We start from the raw sequence: 23,779 nt of genomic DNA on the forward strand, positions 1-23,779 counted from the left end.
ACGCTCAATAAAGAGACAGGGCGCTCATTGAGCGCCCTGTTAGTTGTAAGAAAAGGTGACCACTTTACAAATTAATCAGCGTCATACCCCAGATTAGGCGCCAGCCAGCGCTCCACTTCCGCCACGCTCATTCCTTTTCGTAACGCGTAGTCTTCCACCTGATCGCGCTGAATTTGCGCCACCGCGAAGTACTTGCTGTCAGGATGGCTAAAGTACCAGCCGGAAACCGACGCGCCGGGCCACATGGCAAAGGACTCCGTCAGCTTCATGCCGGTGTGTTTTTCCACCTCCAGCAGCGCCCAGATCGTCGCCTTTTCAGTGTGCTCCGGGCAGGCCGGATAGCCCGGCGCCGGGCGAATCCCCTGGTAGTTCTCGCGGATCAGCTCTTCGTTGCTGAGGTTCTCGTTCGCCGCATAGCCCCAGTAGACCTTGCGCACCCGCTCATGCAGATATTCGGCAAAGGCTTCCGCCAGGCGGTCGGCAATCGCCTTCACCATAATCTTGTTGTAATCATCGTGCTGCGCTTCGTAGGCGTCGGCCAGCGCGTCTTCCTCAAGGCCGCCGGTCACCGCAAAGGCGCCGATATAATCCGCTTTTCCTGACAGTTTCGGGGCGACAAAATCCGCCAGGCAGTAGTTGGCAAAACCAACTTTTTCGGTCTGCTGGCGTAAATGATGCCCCACCGTCAGCACGTGCGTGCGAGTTTCATCGCGATAGATTTCGACATCGTCGCCGACGCGGTTAGCCGGGAACAGCCCCACTACGCCTCGCGGATTCAGGGTCTTCTCGGCGCTGAGCTTATCCAGCAGCTCATTGGCATCGCTGAACAGGCGCTTCGCCTCTTCGCCCACCACTTCATCTTCCAGAATGCGCGGATATTTCCCGGCCAGCGACCAGGTCATAAAGAACGGCGTCCAGTCGATATAGTTACGCAGGGTTTCGATACTGGCTTCCACTTCCTGCACGCCCAGGCGATGGGCCACCGGCGGCGTATAGCTTTCCCAGTCAAAGGCCAGATCGTTATCGCGCGCGGCTTCCAGCGTGACCGGCGGGGTGCGCGGCTTTTTACGGCCGTGCTGAATACGTACCGTTTCGTACTCTTTGCGGGTTCGGGCGACAAAATCATCACGCTGGGTCGCGGACAGCAGCGCAGCGACCACGCCGACGGTACGCGAGGCGTTCTGTACGTAGACCGTCGGGCCGCTGTAGTTCTGCTCGATTTTCACCGCCGTATGCGCTTTCGAGGTAGTGGCGCCGCCGATCAGCAGCGGAATAGTAAAGCCCTGACGCTCCATCTCCTTCGCCACGTTGACCATCTCATCCAGCGACGGCGTAATCAGCCCGGAGAGGCCAATCAGATCGGCGTTCACCTCACGGGCGGTTTTCAGGATTTTATCCGCAGGCACCATCACGCCAAGATCGACGATTTCGTAGTTATTACACTGCAGCACCACGCCGACAATGTTCTTACCGATGTCGTGAACGTCGCCTTTCACGGTGGCGATCACCATCTTGCCGTTGCTGGAGCCTTTCTCTTTGCTGGCTTCGATATAGGGTTCAAGGTAGGCCACCGCCTGCTTCATTACGCGGGCGGATTTCACCACCTGCGGCAGGAACATTTTCCCCTCGCCGAACAGATCGCCGACCACGTTCATGCCGTCCATCAGCGGCCCTTCGATAACCTCAATCGGACGCGCGGCCTGTTGGCGAGCTTCTTCGGTATCCAGTTCGATAAATTCGGTAATGCCCTTCACCAGCGAGTATTCGAGGCGTTTTTTGACGTCCCAGCTGCGCCACTCCGCCTGCTGGGCGTTGGCAGTGTCATCCGTTTTGCTGCCGCGATATTTTTCCGCCAGATCGAGCAGGCGTTCGGTGCCGTCATCGCGGCGGTTCAGAATCACATCTTCAACCGCGTCGCGCAGCTCGGCGGGCAGATCGTCGTAAATCGCCAGTTGGCCGGCGTTGACGATACCCATATCCATACCGTTGCGGATGGCGTAGTAAAGGAATACCGCGTGAATCGCCTCGCGCACAGGGTCGTTGCCGCGGAAAGAGAACGACACGTTAGAAACGCCGCCGGAAATGAGCGCGTGCGGCAGTTCGCGTTTGATATCTTCGCAGGCGCCGATAAAGTCCTGGGCGTAGTTGTTGTGCTCTTCAATTCCGGTCGCCACGGCGAAAATATTCGGGTCAAAGATGATATCTTCCGGCGGGAAACCCACCTCTTCGGTGAGAATTTTGTACGCCCGGCGGCAAATTTCAATTTTCCGCTCGCGGGTATCGGCCTGGCCCACTTCATCAAAGGCCATCACCACCACGGCGGCCCCGTAGCGGCGCACCTTTTTCGCGTGCTGGATAAACGGCTCAACGCCCTCTTTCATCGAGATGGAGTTAACGATGCCTTTACCCTGAATACACTTCAGGCCTTTTTCGATAACTTCCCATTTGGAAGAGTCGATCATAATCGGCACGCGGGCGATATCCGGCTCACCGGCGATCAGGTTGAGGAAACGCGTCATCGCCGCTTCGGCGTCGAGCATCCCCTCATCCATATTGATATCGATAATCTGCGCGCCGCTTTCGACCTGCTGGCGCGCTACATCCAGCGCTTCGTTATATTTTTCTTCTTTAATCAGGCGCTTAAATTTCGCCGAGCCGGTGACGTTGGTGCGTTCGCCAACGTTCACAAACAGGCTGTCGTCGCCGATATTCAGCGGCTCCAGGCCGGAAAGACGGCAGGCAACGGGGATCTCCGGCAGCTGGCGCGGCGGCAGGCCGGCCACCGCGTGGCTCATGGCGGCGATATGTTCCGGCGTGGTGCCGCAGCAGCCGCCGACAATATTCAGGAATCCGGCTTCAGCCCATTCGCGAATTTGCGCCGCCATCGTGTCGGCGTCCAGATCGTATTCACCAAAAGCGTTTGGCAGACCGGCGTTCGGGTGGGCGGTGACGTAGCACTCGGCGATACGCGACAGCTCCTGCACGTACTGGCGCAGCTCATCCGGCCCGAGGGCGCAGTTGAGGCCGAACGTCAGCGCATCGGCGTGGCGCAGCGAGTTATAAAAAGCTTCGGTGGTCTGGCCGGACAGCGTGCGCCCGGAGGCGTCGGTGATGGTGCCGGAGATCATAATCGGCAGATCGACACCCAGCGCTTCGAACTCCTCTTTAACCGCAAAGATCGCCGCCTTGGCGTTGAGGGTATCGAACACCGTCTCAATCAGAATCAGATCCGCCCCGCCTTCCACCAGCGCTTTGGTGGATTCACGATAGGCTTCCACCAGCCCGTCAAAGGTGATGTTGCGGTAGGCCGGGTCGTTGACGTCCGGAGAAATAGACGCGGTGCGGTTAGTCGGGCCGAGAACGCCTGCGACGTAGCGCGGTTTTTCCGGCGTGCGGGCGCTCCAGGCATCGGCGCTGGCGCGGGCCAGTTTCGCCGCCGTAAAGTTGATCTCCGCCGACAGGGATTCCATCTGGTAATCCGCCATCGCGATGGTCGTCGAGTTAAAGGTGTTGGTTTCAATGATATCCGCCCCGGCCTCGAAATAGGCATCGTGGATAGCGGTTATCACTTCCGGCTTGCTGAGAACCAGCAGGTCGTTGTTGCCCTTCAGGTCGCACGGCCAGTCGGCAAAGCGTTCGCCGCGAAAGTCCTGCTCACTCAGACGATAGCTCTGGATCATGGTGCCCATGCCCCCATCCAGAACCAAAATACGTGCTTTTAACTGCTGACGCAGTTGCTCAACTTTGCTGCTCACACTCGCTCCCGACAACGCTCAACCAGACCGAAAAAACTCAACAGACCATACTGGCACAAACCGAAGGGGTGGAAAAGAGAACAGCGGGCAAGATGAGACATGTTCAGCTTCACTCATCCGATCAGTCGGGTAGTGATTGCATTATCGCCAAATAAAACGAAAATCATTTCCACGATACAGAAAAAAGGAGTCCGCGATGGCGACCCCCGCTCCCGCAAAACGCGGCAGAAAACCTGCCTCTCCCGCCGCTGCTCCGGCTGGCGGACAAGTTCAGTCCCTGACTCGCGGACTGAAACTGCTTGAATGGATTGCTGAATCCCACGGCAGCGTGGCGCTGACCGAGCTGGCCCAGCAGGCCGGTTTGCCTAACTCCACAACGCACCGCCTGCTGACGACCATGCAGCAGCTGGGTTTTGTTCGTCAGGTCGGTGAGCTGGGACACTGGTCGGTAGGCGCGCATGCTTTCGTCGTCGGCAGCAGCTTCCTGCAAAGCCGTAATCTGTTGGCGATCGTCCATCCGATTTTGCGTCAGCTGATGGAAGACTCCGGCGAAACGGTTAACCTCGCGGTGCTGGACCAGAGCGACCATCAGGCGATTATTATCGATCAGGTGCAGTGTACCCAGCTGATGCGCATGTCGGCGCCGATTGGCGGTAAGCTACCGATGCACGCTTCCGGCGCCGGAAAAGCGTTTTTGTCGCAACTGAGTGAAGATCAGGTCACCGGTCTGCTGCACCGTCAAGGCCTGCACGCTTATACCCACGCCACGCTGGTATCGCCGGTGCATCTGAAAGAGGACCTGGCCCAGACGCGCAAACGCGGCTACTCGTTTGATGATGAAGAACACGCGCTTGGCCTACGCTGCGTGGCGTCATGCATTTATGATGAACATCGTGAGCCGTTCGCCGCCATCTCTATTTCCGGGCCCATTTCCCGCATTACCGATGATCGCGTGACCGAGTTCGGCGCGATGGTGATTAAGGCGGCGAAAGAAGTCACGCTGGCCTACGGCGGAGTGCGCTAAATGAGCGATCTGAAATCCTACTGGCAGGATAAATACCCTTCCGCTTTTTGCTGGTCTTTCGGCGATTCCGCGGCGCTGGCCGACGAGCTGGCGGCCCTGGTCGTCGCGGGGAAAAAGCGCGGCACCTGCGGCTCGCTTGTCAGCTATCAGCAGGAACAGCCGCCCGTGACGCCAGGGGCATATCACATTGTGCTGGACGGCAAAGGGAAAGCCGTCTGCGTGATACGCACCCTGACGCTCAGGCTCATCCGTTTTAACGAAATGAGCCCGGAGCTCGCCGCGCTGGAAGGCGAAGGCGATTTGAGCCTCGCCTACTGGCAATCGGCGCATCAGGCCTTCTTTGAACGAGAGGGCACCTGGGCGCCGGATATGGAGCTGGTATACGAAGAGTTTGCCGTTATCGAAGCGGCCTGAGCCAGCCCGCCTGTTACCCCGCCTGCTGCAGATTGCCGTAACGCACGCAAAAGCGCTGACGGCGGCGATAGGCGTAGACATCTTCCACGTGGCCGTTGCGGATGCGCGTTTGCAGCTCCCGCCAGTAGTCGGCGCGCAGCAGGTCGGCATGCATCTCTTCAAATAGCGGCCCGATGCGCGGATCGGCGCACAGCCAGTGGCGAAACTCTTCCGGGAAAACATCGCCCGGCGAGACGCTATACCAGGGCTCGCTGGCGAGTTCATCTTCCGGGTAGCGCGCCGGCGGGATCTCGCGGAAGTTCACTTCCGTCATATAGCAAATTTCATCATAATCGTAGAACACCACCCGGCCGTGACGCGTGACGCCAAAGTTTTTAAAGAGCATATCGCCGGGGAAAATATTGGCGGCGGCCAGCTGTCGAATGGCGTTCCCGTACTCCTCCACCGCATCGCGCAGCGCCTGACCGTCGACCTGCTCCAGCCAGATATTGAGCGGCACCATCCGCCGCTCGATATAAAGATGGCTGATGGCGATGCGATCGCCGAGATCGGTAATTTTCGCTCCGGCCTCGGTTTGCAGCAGGGTCATCAGTTCGGGCGCAATTTGCCGTTTCTCCAGCACGAAGTTCTCAAACTCCTGGGTATCGGCCATCCGTCCCACGCGGTCGTGCTCTTTGACCAGCTGATAGCAGGCGCGCACGTGGGCGGCGGTCATCTCTTTTTGCGGCGCGAAGCGGTCCTTAATGACCTTAAATACCCGGTCAAATCCCGGCAAAGTAAACACCAGCATCACCATTCCACGGATCCCCGGCGCTTCAATAAATTGCTCATCGCTGCGGGAAATGTAGTGCAGGTATTCCCGATAACTCTCGGTTTTCGCATGCTTCTGGCAGCCAATCGCCATATACAATTCGGCGGTGGTTTTACCCGGGAGAATCTCGCGCAGCCACTCAACCAGCGCGCCGGGCAGCGGCGCGTAAACCATAAAATAGGAGCGGGCGAAGCCAAAAACGATGCTGGCTTCGGCGTGCGTCGTCAGACAGGCATCGACAAACAGTTCACCTTCATCGGAACGATGGATGGGGAGAAGAAAAGGCAGCGTCGCCATCGGCGTGACGAGTTTACCCACCAGCCAGGCCGCCTTATTGCGATAAAACAGTTCATTCGCCACCTGCAGATGCGAGCGGGAAAGCAACTCGCTGCCGAGCGCTTCCTGCAGGCAAGCGGTGATATATCCGATGTCGCGCGCGCTGTTTTGCCACGGCAGACGGAGAGGAAGATCGGATAACACTTTGCGTAATAACGTGTCCCAGCCCCGGTTCGGGAAGAAATCTTTAGCCAGCGGCCGCGGGATGGAACGTAAGCGCCGCTCCGGCTGCGAGCTGAAAATAAAAAGCCGCTCGGGAGTCAGCGAGCGGTGGTCAAACAACCGGCAATAGACGGAATTAAAAAAGCTCTCCGCAATTTCGAAGCGAGGGTAATCCGGCAGCAGGCGGGTATAGTGCTCTTTCACCCGCAGCAAAAATTCGGTATCGGTATTTTTACCATCGGTAATGCAGCGCAGCTGTTCGACGACCAGGCCGACATGGTGATCGTAAAGGTGAATACGCTGCTTCATCGCCTGCTGGACAGCATGCCAGTCAGCCTGTTCAAAGCGCTGCTGGGCGCCGGAAGTCACTTCAAGAAAACGACCATATTGGGCGTCAAAACCCTGCAAAATAGTTTGAGCAATCAATAATTCCAGGCCACGCGTCATCGCTTTCCCCCATCCAGCATCCGGTCATGCCGGTTGACGCGTACGCTTATCCGGCCTACCGCTTTCGTAGGCCCGGTAAGCGCAGCGCCACCGGGCAGCAATCAGAACTGCGACTCTTCCGTCGAGCCGGTCAGCGCCGTCACCGACGATGTTCCGCCCTGGATAATGGTGGTCACCTTATCGAAGTAGCCGGTACCCACTTCCTGCTGATGAGAGACAAAGGTGTAGCCATCTTTAGCCGCCGCGAACTCCGGCTGCTGGACTTTCTCAACATAATGCTTCATGCCCTCGCCCTGGGCGTAAGCGTGCGCCAGATCGAACATGTTGAACCACATGCTGTGGATACCGGCCAGGGTGATGAACTGATACTTGTAGCCCATATCCGCCAGCTGCTGCTGGAAGCTGGCAATGGTTTTATCATCCAGCTTTTTCTGCCAGTTAAACGACGGCGAGCAGTTGTAGGCCAGCAGTTTGCCCGGATATTTCGCGTGAATCGCATCGGCAAAGCGCTTTGCCAGCTCAAGGTCCGGGGTGGAAGTTTCACACCACACCAGGTCGGCATAGGGCGCGTAGGCCAGCCCGCGGCTGATCGCCTGTTCGATACCGGCATGGGTGCGGAAGAACCCTTCGCTGGTACGGTCTCCGGTGATGAACTGACGATCGTAAGGATCGCAGTCTGAGGTAATTAAATCCGCCGCATCGGCGTCAGTACGGGCGATCACCAAGGTCGGCACGCCCATCACGTCCGCCGCCAGGCGCGCGGCAACCAGTTTCTGAATCGCTTCTTGCGTGGGTACCAGTACTTTGCCGCCCATATGGCCGCATTTCTTCACCGATGCCAGCTGGTCTTCGAAGTGTACGGCCGCTGCACCGGCCTCAATCATCGATTTCATCAGCTCGAACGCATTAAGCACGCCGCCAAATCCCGCTTCCGCGTCGGCGACGATCGGCAGGAAATAATCGGTATAACGCGGATCGTTCGGCTCAATGCCCGCAGACCACTGGATCTGATCCGCGCGGCGGAAGGTGTTGTTGATCCGATCGACAACGGCCGGTACCGAGTTTGCCGGATAGAGCGATTGATCCGGATACATGCTGGAAGCCAGGTTGGCGTCCGCCGCGACCTGCCAGCCGGAAAGATAAATCGCTTCAATGCCCGCTTTCGCCTGCTGCAGCGCCTGCCCGCCGGTCAGCGCGCCCAGGCTGTTGATGTAGCCTTTTTTCGCTTCGCCGTGCAGGAGTCGCCACATCTTTGCCGCGCCCAGCTGCGCCAGGGTACACTCTGGATTGACCGAGCCGCGTAGCTTCACCACGTCCTCGGCGCTGTATGGGCGGGTAATCCCTTCCCAGCGCGGTTTCGTCCACTCTTTGTTTAATTCTTCGATTTGTTGGGTACGAGTCTTCATGTGCAGATGCTCCATATTGTTGTGTGGTGAATTAGGCCAGAAGGCGATAGCCCGGCAGGGTTAAGAAATCGATCAGCTCGTCGGAGGTGGTGATCTGTTCCATCAGGCGAGCGGCTTCATCAAAACGCCCGCTGCTGTAGCGGTGCTCGCCCAGTTCGTCCTGAATCACCCGCATCTCTTCGGCCAGCCACTGGCGGAACAGCGCTTTGGTTACCGGTGTGCCGTTACTGAGGGTTTTCTCATGATGGATCCACTGCCAAATCGAGGTGCGGGAGATTTCGGCTGTTGCCGCATCTTCCATCAGGCCATAGATCGGTACGCAGCCGTTGCCGGAAATCCACGCCTCGATGTACTGCACCGCCACGCGAATATTGGCGCGCATGCCCTCTTCAGTTCGTTCGCCTTCGCAGGGGGCCAGCAGCTGTTCAGCGGTAATCGGCGCATCGTCTTCGCGGGTAACGGACAGCTGATTTTTGTTCTCGCCCAGTACACCGTTAAAGACGGCCATCGCGGTGTCAGCCAGCCCAGGATGCGCGATCCAGGTACCGTCATGGCCGTTATTCGCCTCCAGCGACTTATCGGCTTTTACTTTATTCAGCACCTGATTGTTGCGTTCAGCGTCTTTGCTGGGGATAAAGGCCGCCATGCCGCCCATCGCAAACGCGCCGCGCTTGTGGCAGGTCTTAATCAGCAATCGCGAATAGGCGCTGAGGAAAGGCTTGTCCATCGTCACCACCTGACGATCCGGCAGAACGCGATCAGGGTGGTTCTTCAGCGTTTTGATATAGCTGAAGATGTAGTCCCAGCGCCCGCAGTTCAGGCCAACAATATGGTCGCGCAGGGCATGCAGGATTTCATCCATCTGGAATACGGCGGGCAGCGTTTCAATCAGCAACGTGGCTTTAACGGTGCCGCGCGGCAGCTCAAAACGGTCTTCCGTAAAGCTAAAGACTTCACTCCACCACGCCGCTTCCTGCCAGGCCTGAGTCTTCGGCAGATAGAAATAGGGGCCGCTGCCTTTTTCCAGTAACGCTTTGTAGTTATGGAAGAAATAGAGTGCGAAGTCGAAAAGGCTGCCGGGAATGGCTTCACCGCGCCAGGTCACATGTTTTTCCGGCAGGTGCAAACCGCGAACGCGGCAGATCAGTAGCGCCGGGTTCGGCTTGAGCTGATAAATCTTGCCGGCTTCATTGGTGTAGCTGATGGTGCCGTTAACCGCATCGCGCAGGTTAATTTGCCCATCAATGACTTTGTTCCATTCGGGCGCCAGCGAGTCTTCGAAATCCGCCATGAAGACTTTCACATTCGCATTGAGCGCATTGATCACCATCTTGCGCTCAACCGGCCCGGTGATTTCCACCCGCCGATCCTGCAAATCCTCCGGAATGCCGCGGATCTTCCATTCACTATTACGAATGGAAGCTGTTTCCGAAATAAAATCAGGAAGCTTTCCGTCGTCAATTGCCTGCTGCTGCTGGATACGCGCCGCCAGGAGTTTGTTGCGCTCTGGCGTAAAGCGGCTCACCAGCTCGGTCAGAAACTCCACTGCTTCAGGCGTTAAGATTTGCTTTTCCTGGTCGCCATATGGCTGGCTAAAAGCCAGTTCGTCAGTAATTGTCGCCTGCTGCGTCATGTGCTGCTCCTCTTGGTTGATCCAGTTGGCGCGAACGTAAGATCGTTGTGTAGTTTTCGTTCAGCACAATTAAGACTACGCATTTATTTTTCAAAATCAAAAACAATTTCCATTTTTAATTTAATTACAATTTAACCCATTGATAACAATATGAATAAAGTTTAATTACAATATGAGCTGCGTTTCGGAAATAAAAAAGGCACCCGAAGGTGCCAGAGGCAAAATGCTGAAACGCTTTAGGATCGCGTTGTGTAGAAGATTAATCCAGAGTCGGATTCATATGGCGTAGATCGTATGGCGTGATCTGGTAGACGTAATAATTCAGCCAGTTGATAAACAGCAGATTGCCATGGCTTCGCCATGTGGCGCGCGGTTTGTTCTGCGGATCGTTTTGCGGGAAATAATTGTACGGAACCTGCGGATCGAGGCCCGCTTCCACATCGCGGAAAAACTCGCTGGCCAGGGTATTGGCGTCATATTCCGGGTGACCGGTCACGAAGGCGATGCGTTTATCTTTACTGGCGAACAGGTAGGCGTCCCCCTCTTCCGTCTCCGCCAAAATCTCCAGGTCGGTGTAGTCGCGAATCAGCGCCGCCGGAAAATCGGCATAGCGCGAATGCGGGGCCAGAAAGCTATCGTCAAAGCCGCGGGTTAACAAGGCATGAGGTTGCAGGATATGGTGTTCATATACGCCGGAAATCTTTTCAGAGCGGGTCTGTTTAGGAATACCGTAGAGAATATTAAGGGCAGCCTGTACCGCCCAACAGACAAACAGCGTGGAGGTGACATGATCTTTTGCCCACTCCAGTACCTGCTTGATCTGCGGCCAGTAGGCAACGTCATTAAACTCAACAAGCCCTAAAGGCGCGCCGGTCACAATCAGGCCGTCAAAGTTCTGATCGCAAATATCTTCAAAGTTGCAGTAAAAGTTGTTGAGGTGTTCCGCCGGGGTATTACGCGATTCGCGGGCATCGATGCGCAGCAGCTGGATATCAAGCTGCAGAGGAGAGTTGGAAAGCAGTCGCAGAAACTGATTCTCAGTCTCGATTTTCTTCGGCATCAGATTAAGGATGAGCACCTTCAGCGGGCGGATTTCCTGAGTCGTCGCGCGAGTTGTCGTCATCACAAAGACGTTTTCATTACGCAAGAAATTGACGGCCGGTAGCTCGTCCTGCACCCGAATTGGCATAACTTTATTACCTCATAGCATACGTATAAACGTTTAGACATCCAGACAGCTGAAGATACCCAGGAATAAGGTGAATGTCGAGCCTGCAGGTGCAGGGTGAGAAAATTTCACGGAGATTTTTAGGTTAGAATATAAGAACAAATAAAAGGAGCAATTATGGTTATTAGTATCCGCCGTTCACGGCATGATGAAGGGGAAAAACTGGTTGCGATCTGGCGTCGGTCGGTTGATGCCACACACGATTTCCTGTCAAAAGAGTATAGAGTGGAACTCGAAACGCTGGTGAGTTCATTTCTACCCGAAGCGCCGCTGTGGGTGGCGGTAACGGAGAAAGATGAGCCCGTCGCCTTTATGCTTCTTACGGGTGAACATATGGATGCGCTATTCGTTGACCCTACGGTCCGCGGCTGTGGAGTCGGTAAATTACTGATTGAACACGCGCTAACGCTGGCGCCAAAGTTGACGACCAACGTTAATGAGCAGAATGAGCAAGCGGTCGGATTTTATCAGAAGATGGGCTTTAAGGTGACGGGGCGTTCAGAGACGGACGATCTTGGTAAACCTTATCCGTTATTGCATCTGGTACATGAGTAAAATATGGGGCCGGATAAGGATCAACTCCTGTCCGGTCATTCGCAGACCACAAAAACGCAAAAAGCCCATCCGTCAGGATGGGCTCTTCACTTAATTGATGCCTGGCAGTTCCCTACTCTCACATGGGGAGACCCCACACTACCATCGGCGCTACGGCGTTTCACTTCTGAGTTCGGCATGGGGTCAGGTGGGACCACCGCGCTAGTGCCGCCAGGCAAATTCTGTTATCTGTATCAGGCTGAAAATCTTCTCTCAAATCCGCCAAAACATCTTCGGCGTTGTAAGGTTAAGCCTCACGGTTCATTAGTACCGGTTAGCTCAACGCATCGCTGCGCTTACACACCCGGCCTATCAACGTCGTCGTCTTCAACGTTCCTTCAGGACTCTCAAGGAGTCAGGGAGAACTCATCTCGGGGCAAGTTTCGTGCTTAGATGCTTTCAGCACTTATCTCTTCCGCATTTAGCTACCGGGCAATGCCATTGGCATGACAACCCGAACACCAGTGATGCGTCCACTCCGGTCCTCTCGTACTAGGAGCAGCCCCCCTCAATTCTCCAGCGCCCACGGCAGATAGGGACCGAACTGTCTCACGACGTTCTAAACCCAGCTCGCGTACCACTTTAAATGGCGAACAGCCATACCCTTGGGACCTACTTCAGCCCCAGGATGTGATGAGCCGACATCGAGGTGCCAAACACCGCCGTCGATATGAACTCTTGGGCGGTATCAGCCTGTTATCCCCGGAGTACCTTTTATCCGTTGAGCGATGGCCCTTCCATTCAGAACCACCGGATCACTATGACCTGCTTTCGCACCTGCTCGCGCCGTCACGCTCGCAGTCAAGCCAGCTTATGCCATTGCACTAACCTCCTGATGTCCGACCAGGATTAGCTGACCTTCGTGCTCCTCCGTTACTCTTTAGGAGGAGACCGCCCCAGTCAAACTACCCACCAGACACTGTCCGCAACCCCGATTAGGGGCCCACGTTAGAACACCAGCCATTAAAGGGTGGTATTTCAAGGATGGCTCCATGCAGACTGGCGTCCACACTTCAAAGCCTCCCACCTATCCTACACATCAAGGACCAGTGTTCAGTGTCAAGCTATAGTAAAGGTTCACGGGGTCTTTCCGTCTTGCCGCGGGTACACTGCATCTTCACAGCGAGTTCAATTTCACTGAGTCTCGGGTGGAGACAGCCTGGCCATCATTACGCCATTCGTGCAGGTCGGAACTTACCCGACAAGGAATTTCGCTACCTTAGGACCGTTATAGTTACGGCCGCCGTTTACCGGGGCTTCGATCAAGAGCTTCTCCTTACGGATAACCCCATCAATTAACCTTCCGGCACCGGGCAGGCGTCACACCGTATACGTCCACTTTCGTGTTTGCACAGTGCTGTGTTTTTAATAAACAGTTGCAGCCAGCTGGTATCTTCGACTGATTTCAGCTCCATGGGTAAACCACTTCACCTACATATCAGCGTGCCTTCTCCCGAAGTTACGGCACCATTTTGCCTAGTTCCTTCACCCGAGTTCTCTCAAGCGCCTTGGTATTCTCTACCTGACCACCTGTGTCGGTTTGGGGTACGATTTGATGTTACCTGATGCTTAGAGGCTTTTCCTGGAAGCAGGGCATTTGTCACTTCAGCACCGTAGTGCCTCGTCATCACACCTCAGCGTTGATAACGTTCCGGATTTACCTGGAACATCCGCCTACATGCTTAAACCGGGACAACCGTCGCCCGGCCAACATAGCCTTCTCCGTCCCCCCTTCGCAGTAACACCGAGTACAGGAATATTAACCTGTTTCCCATCGACTACGCCTTTCGGCCTCGCCTTAGGGGTCGACTCACCCTGCCCCGATTAACGTTGGACAGGAACCCTTGGTCTTCCGGCGTGCGGGTTTTTCACCCGCATTATCGTTACTTATGTCAGCATTCGCACTTCTGATACCTCCAGCAACCCTCACAGGCCACCTTCAACGGCTTACAGAACGCTCCCCTACCCAACAACACATAGTGTCGCTGCCGCAGCTTCGGTGCATGGTTTAGCCCCGTTACATCTTCCGCGCAGGCCGACTCGACCAGTGAGCTATTACGCTTTCTTTAAATGATGGCTGCTTCTAAGCCAACATCCTGGCTGTCTGGGCCTTCCCACATCGTTTCCCACTTAACCATGACTTTGGGACCTTAGCTGGCGGTCTGGGTTGTTTCCCTCTTCACGACGGACGTTAGCACCCGCCGTGTGTCTCCCGTGATAACATTCTTCGGTATTCGTAGTTTGCATCGGGTTGGTAAGTCGGGATGACCCCCTAGCCGAAACAGTGCTCTACCCCCGAAGATGAGTTCACGAGGCGCTACCTAAATAGCTTTCGGGGAGAACCAGCTATCTCCCGGTTTGATTGGCCTTTCACCCCCAGCCACAAGTCATCCGCTAATTTTTCAACATTAGTCGGTTCGGTCCTCCAGTTAGTGTTACCCAACCTTCAACCTGCCCATGGCTAGATCACCGGGTTTCGGGTCTATACCCTGCAACTTAACGCCCAGTTAAGACTCGGTTTCCCTGCGGCTCCCCTATACGGTTAACCTTGCTACAGAATATAAGTCGCTGACCCATTATACAAAAGGTACGCAGTCACCCCATAAAGAGGCTCCTACTGCTTGTACGTACACGGTTTCAGGTTCTTTTTCACTCCCCTCGCCGGGGTTCTTTTCGCCTTTCCCTCACGGTACTGGTTCACTATCGGTCAGTCAGGAGTATTTAGCCTTGGAGGATGGTCCCCCCATATTCAGACAGGATACCACGTGTCCCGCCCTACTCTTCGAGTTCACAGCCTGTGCGTTTTAGTGTACGGGAGTATCACCCTGTACCCTGCGACTTTCCAGACGCTTCCACTAACACACAAGCTGATTCAGACTCCGGGCTGCTCCCCGTTCGCTCGCCGCTACTGGGGGAATCTCGGTTGATTTCTTTTCCTCGGGGTACTTAGATGTTTCAGTTCCCCCGGTTCGCCTCGTTTGACTATGTATTCATCAAACGATAGTGCAACGAATTGCACTGGGTTTCCCCATTCGGACATCGCCGGCTATAACGGTTCATATCACCTTACCGACGCTTTTCGCAGATTAGCACGTCCTTCATCGCCTCTGACTGCCAGGGCATCCACCGTGTACGCTTAGTCGCTTAACCTCACAACCCGAAGATGTTTCGTAAAACATCATCGTGTCGCGAAAATTTGAGAGACTCGAACACACATTAGCTGTGTGTCGTTTCAATTTTCAGCTTGATCCAGATTTTTAAAGAGCAAATATCTCAAACGTCACCCGAAGATGAGTTTTGAGATATCGGTTGGTTGTGCCTTTCACTCACAGCCAGCAAGTGGCGTCCCCTAGGGGATTCGAACCCCTGTTGCCGCCGTGAAAGGGCGGAGTCCTAACCGCTAGACGAAGGGGACACGAGGTGTCGCGACTTCGCAGCCGTCTTGCTTCTTTACATCTATCAGACAATCTGTGTGGACACTACAAAGGCAGGTTCTTTCAGGTAAGGAGGTGATCCAACCGCAGGTTCCCCTACGGTTACCTTGTTACGACTTCACCCCAGTCATGAATCACAAAGTGGTAAGCGCCCTCCCGAAGGTTAAGCTACCTACTTCTTTTGCAACCCACTCCCATGGTGTGACGGGCGGTGTGTACAAGGCCCGGGAACGTATTCACCGTGGCATTCTGATCCACGATTACTAGCGATTCCGACTTCATGGAGTCGAGTTGCAGACTCCAATCCGGACTACGACATACTTTATGAGGTCCGCTTGCTCTCGCGAGGTCGCTTCTCTTTGTATATGCCATTGTAGCACGTGTGTAGCCCTACTCGTAAGGGCCATGATGACTTGACGTCATCCCCACCTTCCTCCAGTTTATCACTGGCAGTCTCCTTTGAGTTCCCGACCGAATCGCTGGCAACAAAGGATAAGGGTTGCGCTCGTTGCGGGACTTAACCCAACATTTCACAACACGAGCTGACGACAGCCATGCAGCACCTGTCTCAGAGTTCCCGAAGGCACCAAAGCATCTCTGCTAAGTTCTCTGGATGTCAAGAGTAGGTAAGGTTCTTCGCGTTGCATCGAATTAAACCACATGCTCCACCGCTTGTGCGGGCCCCCGTCAATTCATTTGAGTTTTAACCTTGCGGCCGTACTCCCCAGGCGGTCGACTTAACGCGTTAGCTCCGGAAGCCACTCCTCAAGGGAACAACCTCCAAGTCGACATCGTTTACAGCGTGGACTACCAGGGTATCTAATCCTGTTTGCTCCCCACGCTTTCGCACCTGAGCGTCAGTCTTTGTCCAGGGGGCCGCCTTCGCCACCGGTATTCCTCCAGATCTCTACGCATTTCACCGCTACACCTGGAATTCTACCCCCCTCTACAAGACTCCAGCCTGCCAGTTTCGAATGCAGTTCCCAGGTTGAGCCCGGGGATTTCACATCCGACTTGACAGACCGCCTGCGTGCGCTTTACGCCCAGTAATTCCGATTAACGCTTGCACCCTCCGTATTACCGCGGCTGCTGGCACGGAGTTAGCCGGTGCTTCTTCTGCGGGTAACGTCAATCGACAAGGTTATTAACCTTATCGCCTTCCTCCCCGCTGAAAGTACTTTACAACCCGAAGGCCTTCTTCATACACGCGGCATGGCTGCATCAGGCTTGCGCCCATTGTGCAATATTCCCCACTGCTGCCTCCCGTAGGAGTCTGGACCGTGTCTCAGTTCCAGTGTGGCTGGTCATCCTCTCAGACCAGCTAGGGATCGTCGCCTAGGTGAGCCGTTACCCCACCTACTAGCTAATCCCATCTGGGCACATCTGATGGCAAGAGGCCCGAAGGTCCCCCTCTTTGGTCTTGCGACGTTATGCGGTATTAGCTACCGTTTCCAGTAGTTATCCCCCTCCATCAGGCAGTTTCCCAGACATTACTCACCCGTCCGCCACTCGTCACCCGAGAGCAAGCTCTCTGTGCTACCGTTCGACTTGCATGTGTTAGGCCTGCCGCCAGCGTTCAATCTGAGCCATGATCAAACTCTTCAATTTAAGTTTGATGCTCGTGAATTAAACTTCGTAATGAATTACGTATGTTCACTCAGAGACTTGGTATTCATTTTTCGTCCGAAGACGTTAAGAATCCATGTCACTTTGAGTGCCCACACAGATTGTCTGATAAATTGTTAAAGAGCAGTGCAACGCGGCTTTCGCTCACCGTTGCGAGGTGGCGTATATTACGCTTTCCTCTTTCAGAGTCAACCCGTTATTTCAGGATTTTTTCTCTTCAACCGACCGGGTTGTTTGTGAAGTGATTCACATCTGCCGTGTCGATGGAGGCGCATTATAGGGAGTTCCCGAGCATCCGCAATAGTAAAATTGCAGAAAAATGACTGACTGCTGCATTCCCCAGCAAAACCCCTCTTTATACCCAGTTACGCACAGAATTATCCACAGATGACGAAAGGTGCCCCCTTATAAAGGCCATCTCTCTTCTCTATATAAGGTCTATATAAGGCGCGATCCGGGGGTAAAAAGAGAAAGATAAAAATTCGCGAGCGTTGCGCAAACGTTTTCGTTACAATGCCGCGCTATAACAAGGATGCCCGGTTGGGTGCGTTAGGTGAGTTTTTAGGCAAAAACTCACCTAACGCTCTCTGTAATATTCAAATCCTGGGGATTTAATACCATGCAACAACGTCGTCCAGTCCGCCGCGCCCTGCTCAGTGTTTCTGACAAGGCCGGTATCGTCGAATTCGCGCAGGCGCTTTCCGCTCGTGGTGTCGAGCTACTCTCTACGGGTGGTACCGCACGCCTGCTGGCTGAGAAAGGTCTGCCGGTGACCGAAGTCTCTGACTACACCGGTTTCCCGGAAATGATGGACGGACGCGTGAAGACTCTGCATCCGAAAGTTCACGGCGGCATTCTCGGCCGCCGCGGCCAGGATGACGGCATTATGCAACAGCACGGTATCGCCCCTATCGATATGGTGGTTGTTAACCTGTATCCGTTTGCTCAAACCGTGGCCCGCGAGGATTGCTCGCTGGAAGACGCGGTAGAGAACATTGATATCGGCGGCCCAACCATGGTTCGCTCGGCGGCGAAGAACCATAAAGATGTCGCCATTGTGGTGAAGAGCAGCGACTACGATGCCATTATTCAAGAGATGGATGCCAACGAAGGTTCCTTAACTCTCGATACCCGCTTCGACCTCGCCATTAAAGCATTCGAACACACCGCCGCCTACGACAGCATGATTGCCAACTACTTCGGCAGCATGGTTCCGGCCTATCACGGCGAGAGCAAAGAAGCCGCTGGCCGCTTCCCGCGCACCCTGAACCTGAACTTCATTAAGAAGCAGGATATGCGTTACGGTGAAAACAGCCACCAGCAGGCTGCCTTCTATATAGAAGAAGAAATCAAAGAAGCTTCCGTGGCGACCGCGCAGCAGGTTCAGGGCAAGGCCCTCTCTTATAACAACATCGCCGATACCGATGCGGCGCTGGAGTGTGTGAAAGAGTTTAGCGAGCCGGCCTGCGTTATCGTGAAGCACGCTAACCCGTGCGGCGTGGCGGTAAGCACCTCCCTTCTTGACGCCTACGACCGCGCGTATAAAACCGACCCGACCTCTGCCTTCGGCGGTATTATCGCCTTTAACCGCGAACTGGATGCCGAAACCGCGCAGGCCATCATCTCCCGCCAGTTTGTTGAAGTGATCATCGCGCCGACCGCGACGGAAGAAGCCCTGAAGATCACTGCCGCGAAACAGAACGTCCGCGTCCTGACCTGCGGTCAGTGGACGCAGCGCGTGCCGGGCCTGGACTTCAAACGCGTTAACGGCGGCCTGCTGGTTCAGGACCGCGACTTGGGTATGGTGACGGAAGGCGAACTGCGCGTGGTTTCCAAACGCCAGCCGACCGAGCAAGAGTTGCGTGACGCGCTGTTCTGCTGGAAAGTGGCGAAGTTCGTGAAGTCCAATGCCATCGTGTATGCCAAGGAGAACATGACCATCGGAATAGGCGCAGGCCAGATGAGCCGCGTTTACTCGGCCAAAATCGCCGGGATTAAAGCCGGTGATGAAGGTCTGGAAGTGAAAGGTTCGGCTATGGCCTCCGACGCCTTCTTCCCGTTCCGCGACGGTATTGATGCCGCCGCTGCCGTTGGCGTGAGCTGCGTCATTCAGCCTGGCGGTTCTATTCGCGACGAAGAGGTGATTGCCGCCGCCGATGAGCACGGCATCGCGATGATCTTCACCGATATGCGCCACTTCCGCCATTAATTTACGGAGCAGACGATGAAAGTATTAGTTATTGGCAACGGCGGGCGCGAGCACGCGCTGGCCTGGAAGGCCGCACAGTCACCGCTGGTTGATACCGTTTTTGTCGCCCCGGGTAACGCCGGTACCGCCCTGGAACCGGCGCTGCAGAACGTGGCTATCGGCGTCACCGATATTCCGGCGCTGCTGAGCTTTGCCCAGAACGAGAAGATTGACCTGACCATCGTTGGTCCGGAAGCGCCGCTGGTGATTGGCGTGGTAGATGCGTTCCGCGCCGCCGGGCTGAAAATCTTCGGTCCAACCGAAGGCGCAGCGCAGCTGGAAGGTTCCAAAGCCTTCACTAAAGATTTTCTCGCCCGTCATAAAATTCCGACGGCGGAGTATCAGAACTTTACAGAAATTGAGCCCGCTCTGGCGTACCTGCGTGAGAAAGGCGCGCCGATCGTCATTAAGGCCGACGGCCTGGCCGCTGGCAAGGGTGTGATTGTTGCCATGACGCAGGAAGAAGCGGAAGCCGCCGTTCACGACATGCTGGCAGGTAACGCCTTTGGCGACGCCGGACACCGCATCGTCATCGAAGAGTTTCTCGACGGCGAAGAAGCAAGCTTTATCGTGATGGTCGACGGCGAGCACGTCCTGCCGATGGCCACCAGCCAGGATCACAAACGCGTGGGCAATGGCGATACCGGCCCGAACACCGGCGGTATGGGCGCTTACTCTCCGGCACCGGTGGTAACCGATGAGGTTCACCAGCGCACCATGGAACGCATTATCTGGCCAACCGTTAAAGGTATGGCCGCGGAAGGGAACACCTACACCGGTTTCCTCTACGCGGGCCTGATGATCGACAAACAGGGTAATCCGAAGGTTATTGAGTTCAACTGCCGCTTTGGCGATCCGGAAACCCAGCCGATCATGCTGCGCATGAAATCGGATCTGGTGGATCTGTGCCTCGCCGCCTGCGACGGTAAGCTGAATGAGAAAACCTCCGAGTGGGACGAGCGCGCCTCGCTGGGCGTTGTAATCGCCGCCGGTGGCTATCCGGGCAACTACAGCACCGGCGATGAGATCCACGGCCTGCCGCTGGAAGAAGCGGCTGACGGTAAGGTCTTCCACGCCGGAACCAAACTTGCTGACGACGATCGCGTATTGACCAGCGGCGGTCGGGTGCTGTGCGCTACCGCGCTGGGCCGCACCGTCGCTGAAGCGCAAAAGCACGCTTACGCCCTGATGAGCGATATCAGCTGGGACGGCAGCTTTAGCCGTAACGACATCGGCTGGCGCGCTATCGAACGTGAGCAAAACCGCTAACGGCTGAGCTTTGCCAGCAGCGTTTTGCGCGTAATGCCTAACCGACGGGCGGCTTCAGTTTTGTTGCCGCCCGTTCTTTCAAGTGCCGCCAGAATCGCTTCTTTCTCCACCTCCACCAGCGGCTGAATACTATCATCGCCGTGCGGCGCGTCCGCAACCGGCGTACCGGTAATCGCCAGCGGCAGCTCGCGTTCGGAGATGTACTCGCCGGTCAGCAGGACCACCGCCCGCTCCACCGCATTTTCCAGCTCGCGAATATTGCCCGGCCAGGCGTAGTGAATCAGCAAGTCCATCGCCTGTGGCGTAAATCCCTGTACCGCTTTTCGGTTACGCTCGGCATACCGTTGCAGGAAATAGCGCGCCAGCTGGGGGATATCCTCCCTGCGATGACGCAGCGGCGGCATGTCGATAGTCACGACGTTCAGACGGTAGTAGAGATCCTGGCGAAAACGTCCGGCGCTGACCTCTTCGGCTAAATCCCGATGGGTGGCGGCAATCAGCCGTACGTCAACCGAAAGGGTCTGGTTGCTGCCCACGCGCTGCACTTCGCGCTCCTGAATCGCCCGCAGCAGGCGCACCTGCATCAACGGCGAAATGTCGCCTATCTCATCAAGGAACAGCGTACCGCCGTCCGCTTCAACGAAGCGCCCTTCTCGCCGTTTGTCCGCACCGGTAAACGCGCCCTTCTCATGGCCAAACAGCTCCGACTCCAGCAACGACTCGTTGAGCGCCGCACAGTTGAGGATCACCAGCGGCCTGCGGCTGCGAGCGCTGCTGGCGTGCAGCGCCCGCGCGACCAGCTCTTTCCCTGTGCCCGACTCGCCGTGAATTAATACCGTCGCATCGGAGGGCGCAACCAGGGTGATATTGTTCAGCAGCGCCCGCATCGCCGGGCTATCCCCCACCATACCAAACTGGGCGGCGGGGGTCTCTGTGACGGGAGACTCGCTTAGCCGGGTGTGGGCCAACGCCTCGGATAGCGTCAGCTGCAGCTTGTCAAAGTCCAGCGGCTTAATAAGGTAGTCCAGCGCACCGGATTTCAGCGCCTCTACAGCGGTATCAACGCTGGAGTACGCAGTCATGATCAGAACGGGAATCGACGGATTGAAGGTTTTGATCTCTTTTAGCGTTTCGATGCCGTCCATCTCCGCCATGCGAATATCGCAAAGCACCAGATCAAAGACCTTCTCGCGCACCTTTTCCAGCGCCTGTAAGCCGTTGTTGGCCAGCGCAACCCGATAACCCCAGCCCCGCAACAGCGCCTGTAAGATAGTGCAGTGGCTAATGTCATCGTCCACCACCAGAATATCGACCTGCTCGCCACTCATCCTTGTTCATCCTTCTGTTGCCCATTAACCGGCAAATAGAACGTAAATAGCGCGCCCTTGCCGGGGGCGCTCTCGGCGTCAATTGTCCCGCCGTGCTGCTCAACGATGTTCTGCACCACCGCCAGGCCCAGCCCGGTGCCGTCGGCCTTGGTACTAAAGTACGGTGTGAAAATGGCCTGTAGCTGTTCCGCCGTCATTCCCTTGCCGCTGTCAGCAACGCTCACCTTGACTCGCCCATCGCCGCACTCCCTCACCGCCACCGTAATCACGCCCTCGCGGCCAATGGCATGGACAGCATTGAGATAAAGGTTAAGCAGCACCTGTTTCAAACGATCCGGATCGGCCTGGATGCGGCATAGCGCGGGCTGCGCGGTAAACGTCAGAGATATTGCCCGGCTGGCGGCATCCTGGCTAACCAGTTGAAGCGAATGCGTGATCACTTCATTTAAATCAACCGATTGATATTTTAAATGCGCCGGACGCACCAGTTCCAGCAGCTCGCTGACGACCCTGTTCAGGCGATCGGCTTCTCTGGCCATCACCAGAGCCAGCTGATGCGCTTCACCATCGGCTGGGGTTCGCTCGGCGAAATACTTGGCCAGCCCTTTTATGGATGATAGCGGGTTGCGGATTTCATGGGCGACCCCCGCGGCCAGATGACCGAGCGCCAGCAGCTTTTCTTTTCGCGCCGTCGCCTCCTGCAGCTGCTTGCGTGAACGCTGATAGCGGCAGAACCAGAACTGCGCCAGCACCGTTGCTGCCATCACCACGCCTGCCGCGCAGAGCATAATGACCATATTGCGCAGGCCACGAGCATGGTCGGCATCCAGCTCGCGGGTATCAAAGGCAATAAAAATGACCTGGGGCGCCTGATTACGCAGATCGGCAGATTCGCGACGCATCATCATGCGCATATGATGCCCGCCGCCGTTAAGCGGGCGAAACTGACGATAAATCTCCAGCGCCGGCTCCGGTTGTTCGAGGCGGCGCCAGCGCTCCTCGCTACCGATATTCAGCTCCCGCAGGGTGCTGGCAGGATAGAGCGACTCACCGACCCGCCGCGGGTCGCTATGGGCGATAATTTTACCGTTCTCATCCGTCACCGCGAACCACAGCACGCCGGGCTGCCAGGCCATCTCCTCCAGCAGCGTCTGCAACTGGGAATGATGCATGCGCATTCCCATTCCGACCCGGGTTCCGGACTCAAGAGCGCGAATCAGCACGCTGCCTTTTTCCTGGATAGTCTGGCGTGCGGCTTCATTTTCACGGCCATAGTCACGCACGATTAAAGCGGAAAACAGGCATACCAGCAGCAAGATAAGGCCGGTTAACAACCAGCTCAGCCCAACGGCGACGGAATCCTTAGACAACCGCATCACGTTCATGACAACTCCCTTTCCTCAGACACCGCATAGCCCAGCAGAAATCATGCCACTATTCCGTCCCGTCTAACCTCTCCCTGGGCGCAAACCGGGAAGGCGATCGAGTAAAAATGACCCGCTGCGTCCTTTACCGCGAGTCATTTTTACTCGCTCCCGTCCGCTGAAAAGCATTCAACGCCCGATATCCTGCGGCCTTTCCACTCTGGCACGGAAGATGCAAATCACTGAGTAACCATAAGACAGGAGAATAAACTATGAAACGGAACAAAAAAATGACGCTGACGCTGATTGCCCTCGCCGCGCTGACTTTCGGCAGTAGCTCAGCCTGGGCAAGGCACCACTGGAATAACGGCAACGGTATGGGCCCCCAGGGCTATAACCAGCTGACGACCGACCAACAGGCCACTGCCCAGAAGCTGCATAATGATTTCTATGAACAAACCCGCGTTTTACGTCAGCAGCTCATATCAAAACGCTACGAATACAACGCGCTGTTAACCACGGATAAACCTGACAGCGCGAAAATCGAATCCGTCGCCCAGGAGATGGACGCTCTCGGTCAGAAGCTTGCCCAACAGCGGGTGAAGTTCGATCTCGCATTAGCGCAGGCGGGTATTCCTCGCGGCGAAGGTATGGGGTGTGGGGGCCGCGGTCATATGGGGATGAACCACTGGTAACACTG

The 23,779-nt window shown here is 55.9% G+C and carries 13 protein-coding genes, 1 tRNA gene and 3 rRNA genes; 6 read left to right on the forward strand and 11 right to left on the reverse strand.

The features are described 5' to 3' along the window. Positions 1 to 71 precede the first annotated feature (71 nt). Positions 72 to 3,755 (reverse strand): methionine synthase, encoded by a 3,684-nt coding sequence (gene metH, locus ACE3MN_RS25160; RefSeq protein ID WP_098140212.1) that lies wholly within the window; start codon positions 3,753 to 3,755, stop codon positions 72 to 74. 196 nt (positions 3,756 to 3,951) lie between these two features. On the opposite strand from metH, the gene iclR reads away from it, so the two are divergent. Beyond that, positions 3,952 to 4,779 carry a glyoxylate bypass operon transcriptional repressor IclR gene (iclR, locus tag ACE3MN_RS25165; protein WP_024360169.1) on the forward strand — a complete coding sequence of 276 codons (828 nt, stop codon included), beginning with the start codon at positions 3,952 to 3,954 and terminating at the stop codon, positions 4,777 to 4,779. Positions 4,780 to 4,788: 9 nt separating this feature from the next. Continuing rightward, positions 4,789 to 5,193: an ASCH domain-containing protein gene (locus tag ACE3MN_RS25170; protein ID WP_087829759.1), complete on the forward strand. Its 405-nt coding sequence runs from the start codon at positions 4,789 to 4,791 to the stop codon at positions 5,191 to 5,193. Positions 5,194 to 5,206: 13 nt separating this feature from the next. Here the strand turns inward: ACE3MN_RS25170 and aceK are convergent, their stop codons facing one another. The 4 genes from aceK to metA all read right to left on the reverse strand — a co-directional run bounded on the left by aceK (position 5,207) and on the right by metA (position 11,177). Beyond that, entirely contained in the window at positions 5,207 to 6,949 is a 1,743-nt protein-coding gene (gene aceK, locus ACE3MN_RS25175; RefSeq protein ID WP_004138461.1) for a bifunctional isocitrate dehydrogenase kinase/phosphatase, read from the reverse strand. Between the two features lie 101 nt (positions 6,950 to 7,050). Beyond that, positions 7,051 to 8,355 (reverse strand): isocitrate lyase, encoded by a 1,305-nt coding sequence (aceA, locus tag ACE3MN_RS25180; RefSeq protein ID WP_024360167.1) that lies wholly within the window; start codon positions 8,353 to 8,355, stop codon positions 7,051 to 7,053. Positions 8,356 to 8,386: 31 nt separating this feature from the next. Then, positions 8,387 to 9,988: a malate synthase A gene (gene aceB, locus ACE3MN_RS25185; RefSeq protein WP_049130453.1), complete on the reverse strand. Its 1,602-nt coding sequence runs from the start codon at positions 9,986 to 9,988 to the stop codon at positions 8,387 to 8,389. A 259-nt stretch (positions 9,989 to 10,247) separates the two neighbouring features. Then, positions 10,248 to 11,177 carry a homoserine O-succinyltransferase gene (gene metA / locus ACE3MN_RS25190; RefSeq protein WP_004138454.1) on the reverse strand — a complete coding sequence of 310 codons (930 nt, stop codon included), beginning with the start codon at positions 11,175 to 11,177 and terminating at the stop codon, positions 10,248 to 10,250. 156 nt (positions 11,178 to 11,333) lie between these two features. Between metA and ACE3MN_RS25195 the strand changes: the two genes are divergently transcribed. Then, a complete protein-coding gene (locus ACE3MN_RS25195; RefSeq protein ID WP_004138452.1) occupies positions 11,334 to 11,771 on the forward strand; it encodes an acetyltransferase in 438 nt (145 codons plus the stop codon). A gap of 99 nt (positions 11,772 to 11,870) precedes the next feature. On the opposite strand, the gene rrf is transcribed toward ACE3MN_RS25195, so the two are convergent. The 4 genes from rrf to ACE3MN_RS25215 form a co-directional block, all read right to left on the reverse strand. Then, positions 11,871 to 11,986, reverse strand: a 5S ribosomal RNA gene (gene rrf / locus ACE3MN_RS25200). Between the two features lie 67 nt (positions 11,987 to 12,053). Beyond that, a 23S ribosomal RNA gene (locus ACE3MN_RS25205) occupies positions 12,054 to 14,960 on the reverse strand. Positions 14,961 to 15,150: 190 nt separating this feature from the next. Continuing rightward, positions 15,151 to 15,225: transfer RNA gene (locus ACE3MN_RS25210), tRNA-Glu, on the reverse strand. 87 nt (positions 15,226 to 15,312) lie between these two features. Next, a 16S ribosomal RNA gene (locus tag ACE3MN_RS25215) occupies positions 15,313 to 16,852 on the reverse strand. Together the 16S, 23S and 5S rRNA genes with 1 tRNA gene alongside form the textbook arrangement of a ribosomal RNA operon. Before the next feature lie 637 nt (positions 16,853 to 17,489). Here ACE3MN_RS25215 and purH point away from each other — a divergent pair. Both purH and purD read left to right on the forward strand, forming a co-directional pair. After that, positions 17,490 to 19,079, forward strand: coding sequence for a bifunctional phosphoribosylaminoimidazolecarboxamide formyltransferase/IMP cyclohydrolase (gene purH / locus ACE3MN_RS25220; RefSeq protein WP_024360697.1), 1,590 nt, complete (start codon positions 17,490 to 17,492; stop codon positions 19,077 to 19,079). A 15-nt stretch (positions 19,080 to 19,094) separates the two neighbouring features. After that, entirely contained in the window at positions 19,095 to 20,387 is a 1,293-nt protein-coding gene (gene purD, locus ACE3MN_RS25225; RefSeq protein WP_024360696.1) for a phosphoribosylamine--glycine ligase, read from the forward strand. Here the strand turns inward: purD and zraR are convergent. Together zraR and zraS are read right to left on the reverse strand one after the other, a co-directional pair. Further along, on the reverse strand, positions 20,384 to 21,715 hold the full coding sequence (gene zraR / locus ACE3MN_RS25230; protein ID WP_098140210.1) for a sigma-54-dependent response regulator transcription factor ZraR: 1,332 nt from the start codon (positions 21,713 to 21,715) through the stop codon (positions 20,384 to 20,386). The genes purD and zraR overlap by 4 nt on opposite strands. Beyond that, positions 21,712 to 23,100 carry a two-component system sensor histidine kinase ZraS gene (gene zraS / locus ACE3MN_RS25235; RefSeq protein WP_098363633.1) on the reverse strand — a complete coding sequence of 463 codons (1,389 nt, stop codon included), beginning with the start codon at positions 23,098 to 23,100 and terminating at the stop codon, positions 21,712 to 21,714. The genes zraR and zraS overlap by 4 nt, the downstream gene beginning before the upstream one ends. A 251-nt stretch (positions 23,101 to 23,351) precedes the next feature. On the opposite strand from zraS, the gene zraP reads away from it, so the two are divergent. Continuing rightward, the gene (gene zraP, locus ACE3MN_RS25240) at positions 23,352 to 23,774 is read left to right on the forward strand and encodes a zinc resistance sensor/chaperone ZraP (protein WP_024360694.1); all 423 of its coding nucleotides are present in this window, start codon (positions 23,352 to 23,354) and stop codon (positions 23,772 to 23,774) included. Positions 23,775 to 23,779: the final 5 nt, after the last annotated feature.

The sequence above is a fragment of the Klebsiella grimontii genome, from assembly GCF_042137965.1.
Taxonomy (GTDB): Bacteria; Pseudomonadota; Gammaproteobacteria; order Enterobacterales; family Enterobacteriaceae; genus Klebsiella; species Klebsiella grimontii.

Excerpts from the sequence above, each read along its gene's own strand:
- iclR (WP_024360169.1), top strand. The coding sequence starts at position 3,952 with ATGGCGACCCCCGCTCCCGCAAAACGCGGCAGAAAACCTGCCTCTCCC.
- aceK (WP_004138461.1), bottom strand. The coding sequence starts at position 6,949 with ATGACGCGTGGCCTGGAATTATTGATTGCTCAAACTATTTTGCAGGGT.
- aceA (WP_024360167.1), bottom strand. The coding sequence starts at position 8,355 with ATGAAGACTCGTACCCAACAAATCGAAGAATTAAACAAAGAGTGGACG.
- aceB (WP_049130453.1), bottom strand. The coding sequence starts at position 9,988 with ATGACGCAGCAGGCGACAATTACTGACGAACTGGCTTTTAGCCAGCCA.
- metA (WP_004138454.1), bottom strand. The coding sequence starts at position 11,177 with ATGCCAATTCGGGTGCAGGACGAGCTACCGGCCGTCAATTTCTTGCGT.
- ACE3MN_RS25195 (WP_004138452.1), top strand. The coding sequence starts at position 11,334 with ATGGTTATTAGTATCCGCCGTTCACGGCATGATGAAGGGGAAAAACTG.
- purH (WP_024360697.1), top strand. The coding sequence starts at position 17,490 with ATGCAACAACGTCGTCCAGTCCGCCGCGCCCTGCTCAGTGTTTCTGAC.
- purD (WP_024360696.1), top strand. The coding sequence starts at position 19,095 with ATGAAAGTATTAGTTATTGGCAACGGCGGGCGCGAGCACGCGCTGGCC.
- zraR (WP_098140210.1), bottom strand. The coding sequence starts at position 21,715 with ATGAGTGGCGAGCAGGTCGATATTCTGGTGGTGGACGATGACATTAGC.
- zraS (WP_098363633.1), bottom strand. The coding sequence starts at position 23,100 with ATGAACGTGATGCGGTTGTCTAAGGATTCCGTCGCCGTTGGGCTGAGC.
- zraP (WP_024360694.1), top strand. The coding sequence starts at position 23,352 with ATGAAACGGAACAAAAAAATGACGCTGACGCTGATTGCCCTCGCCGCG.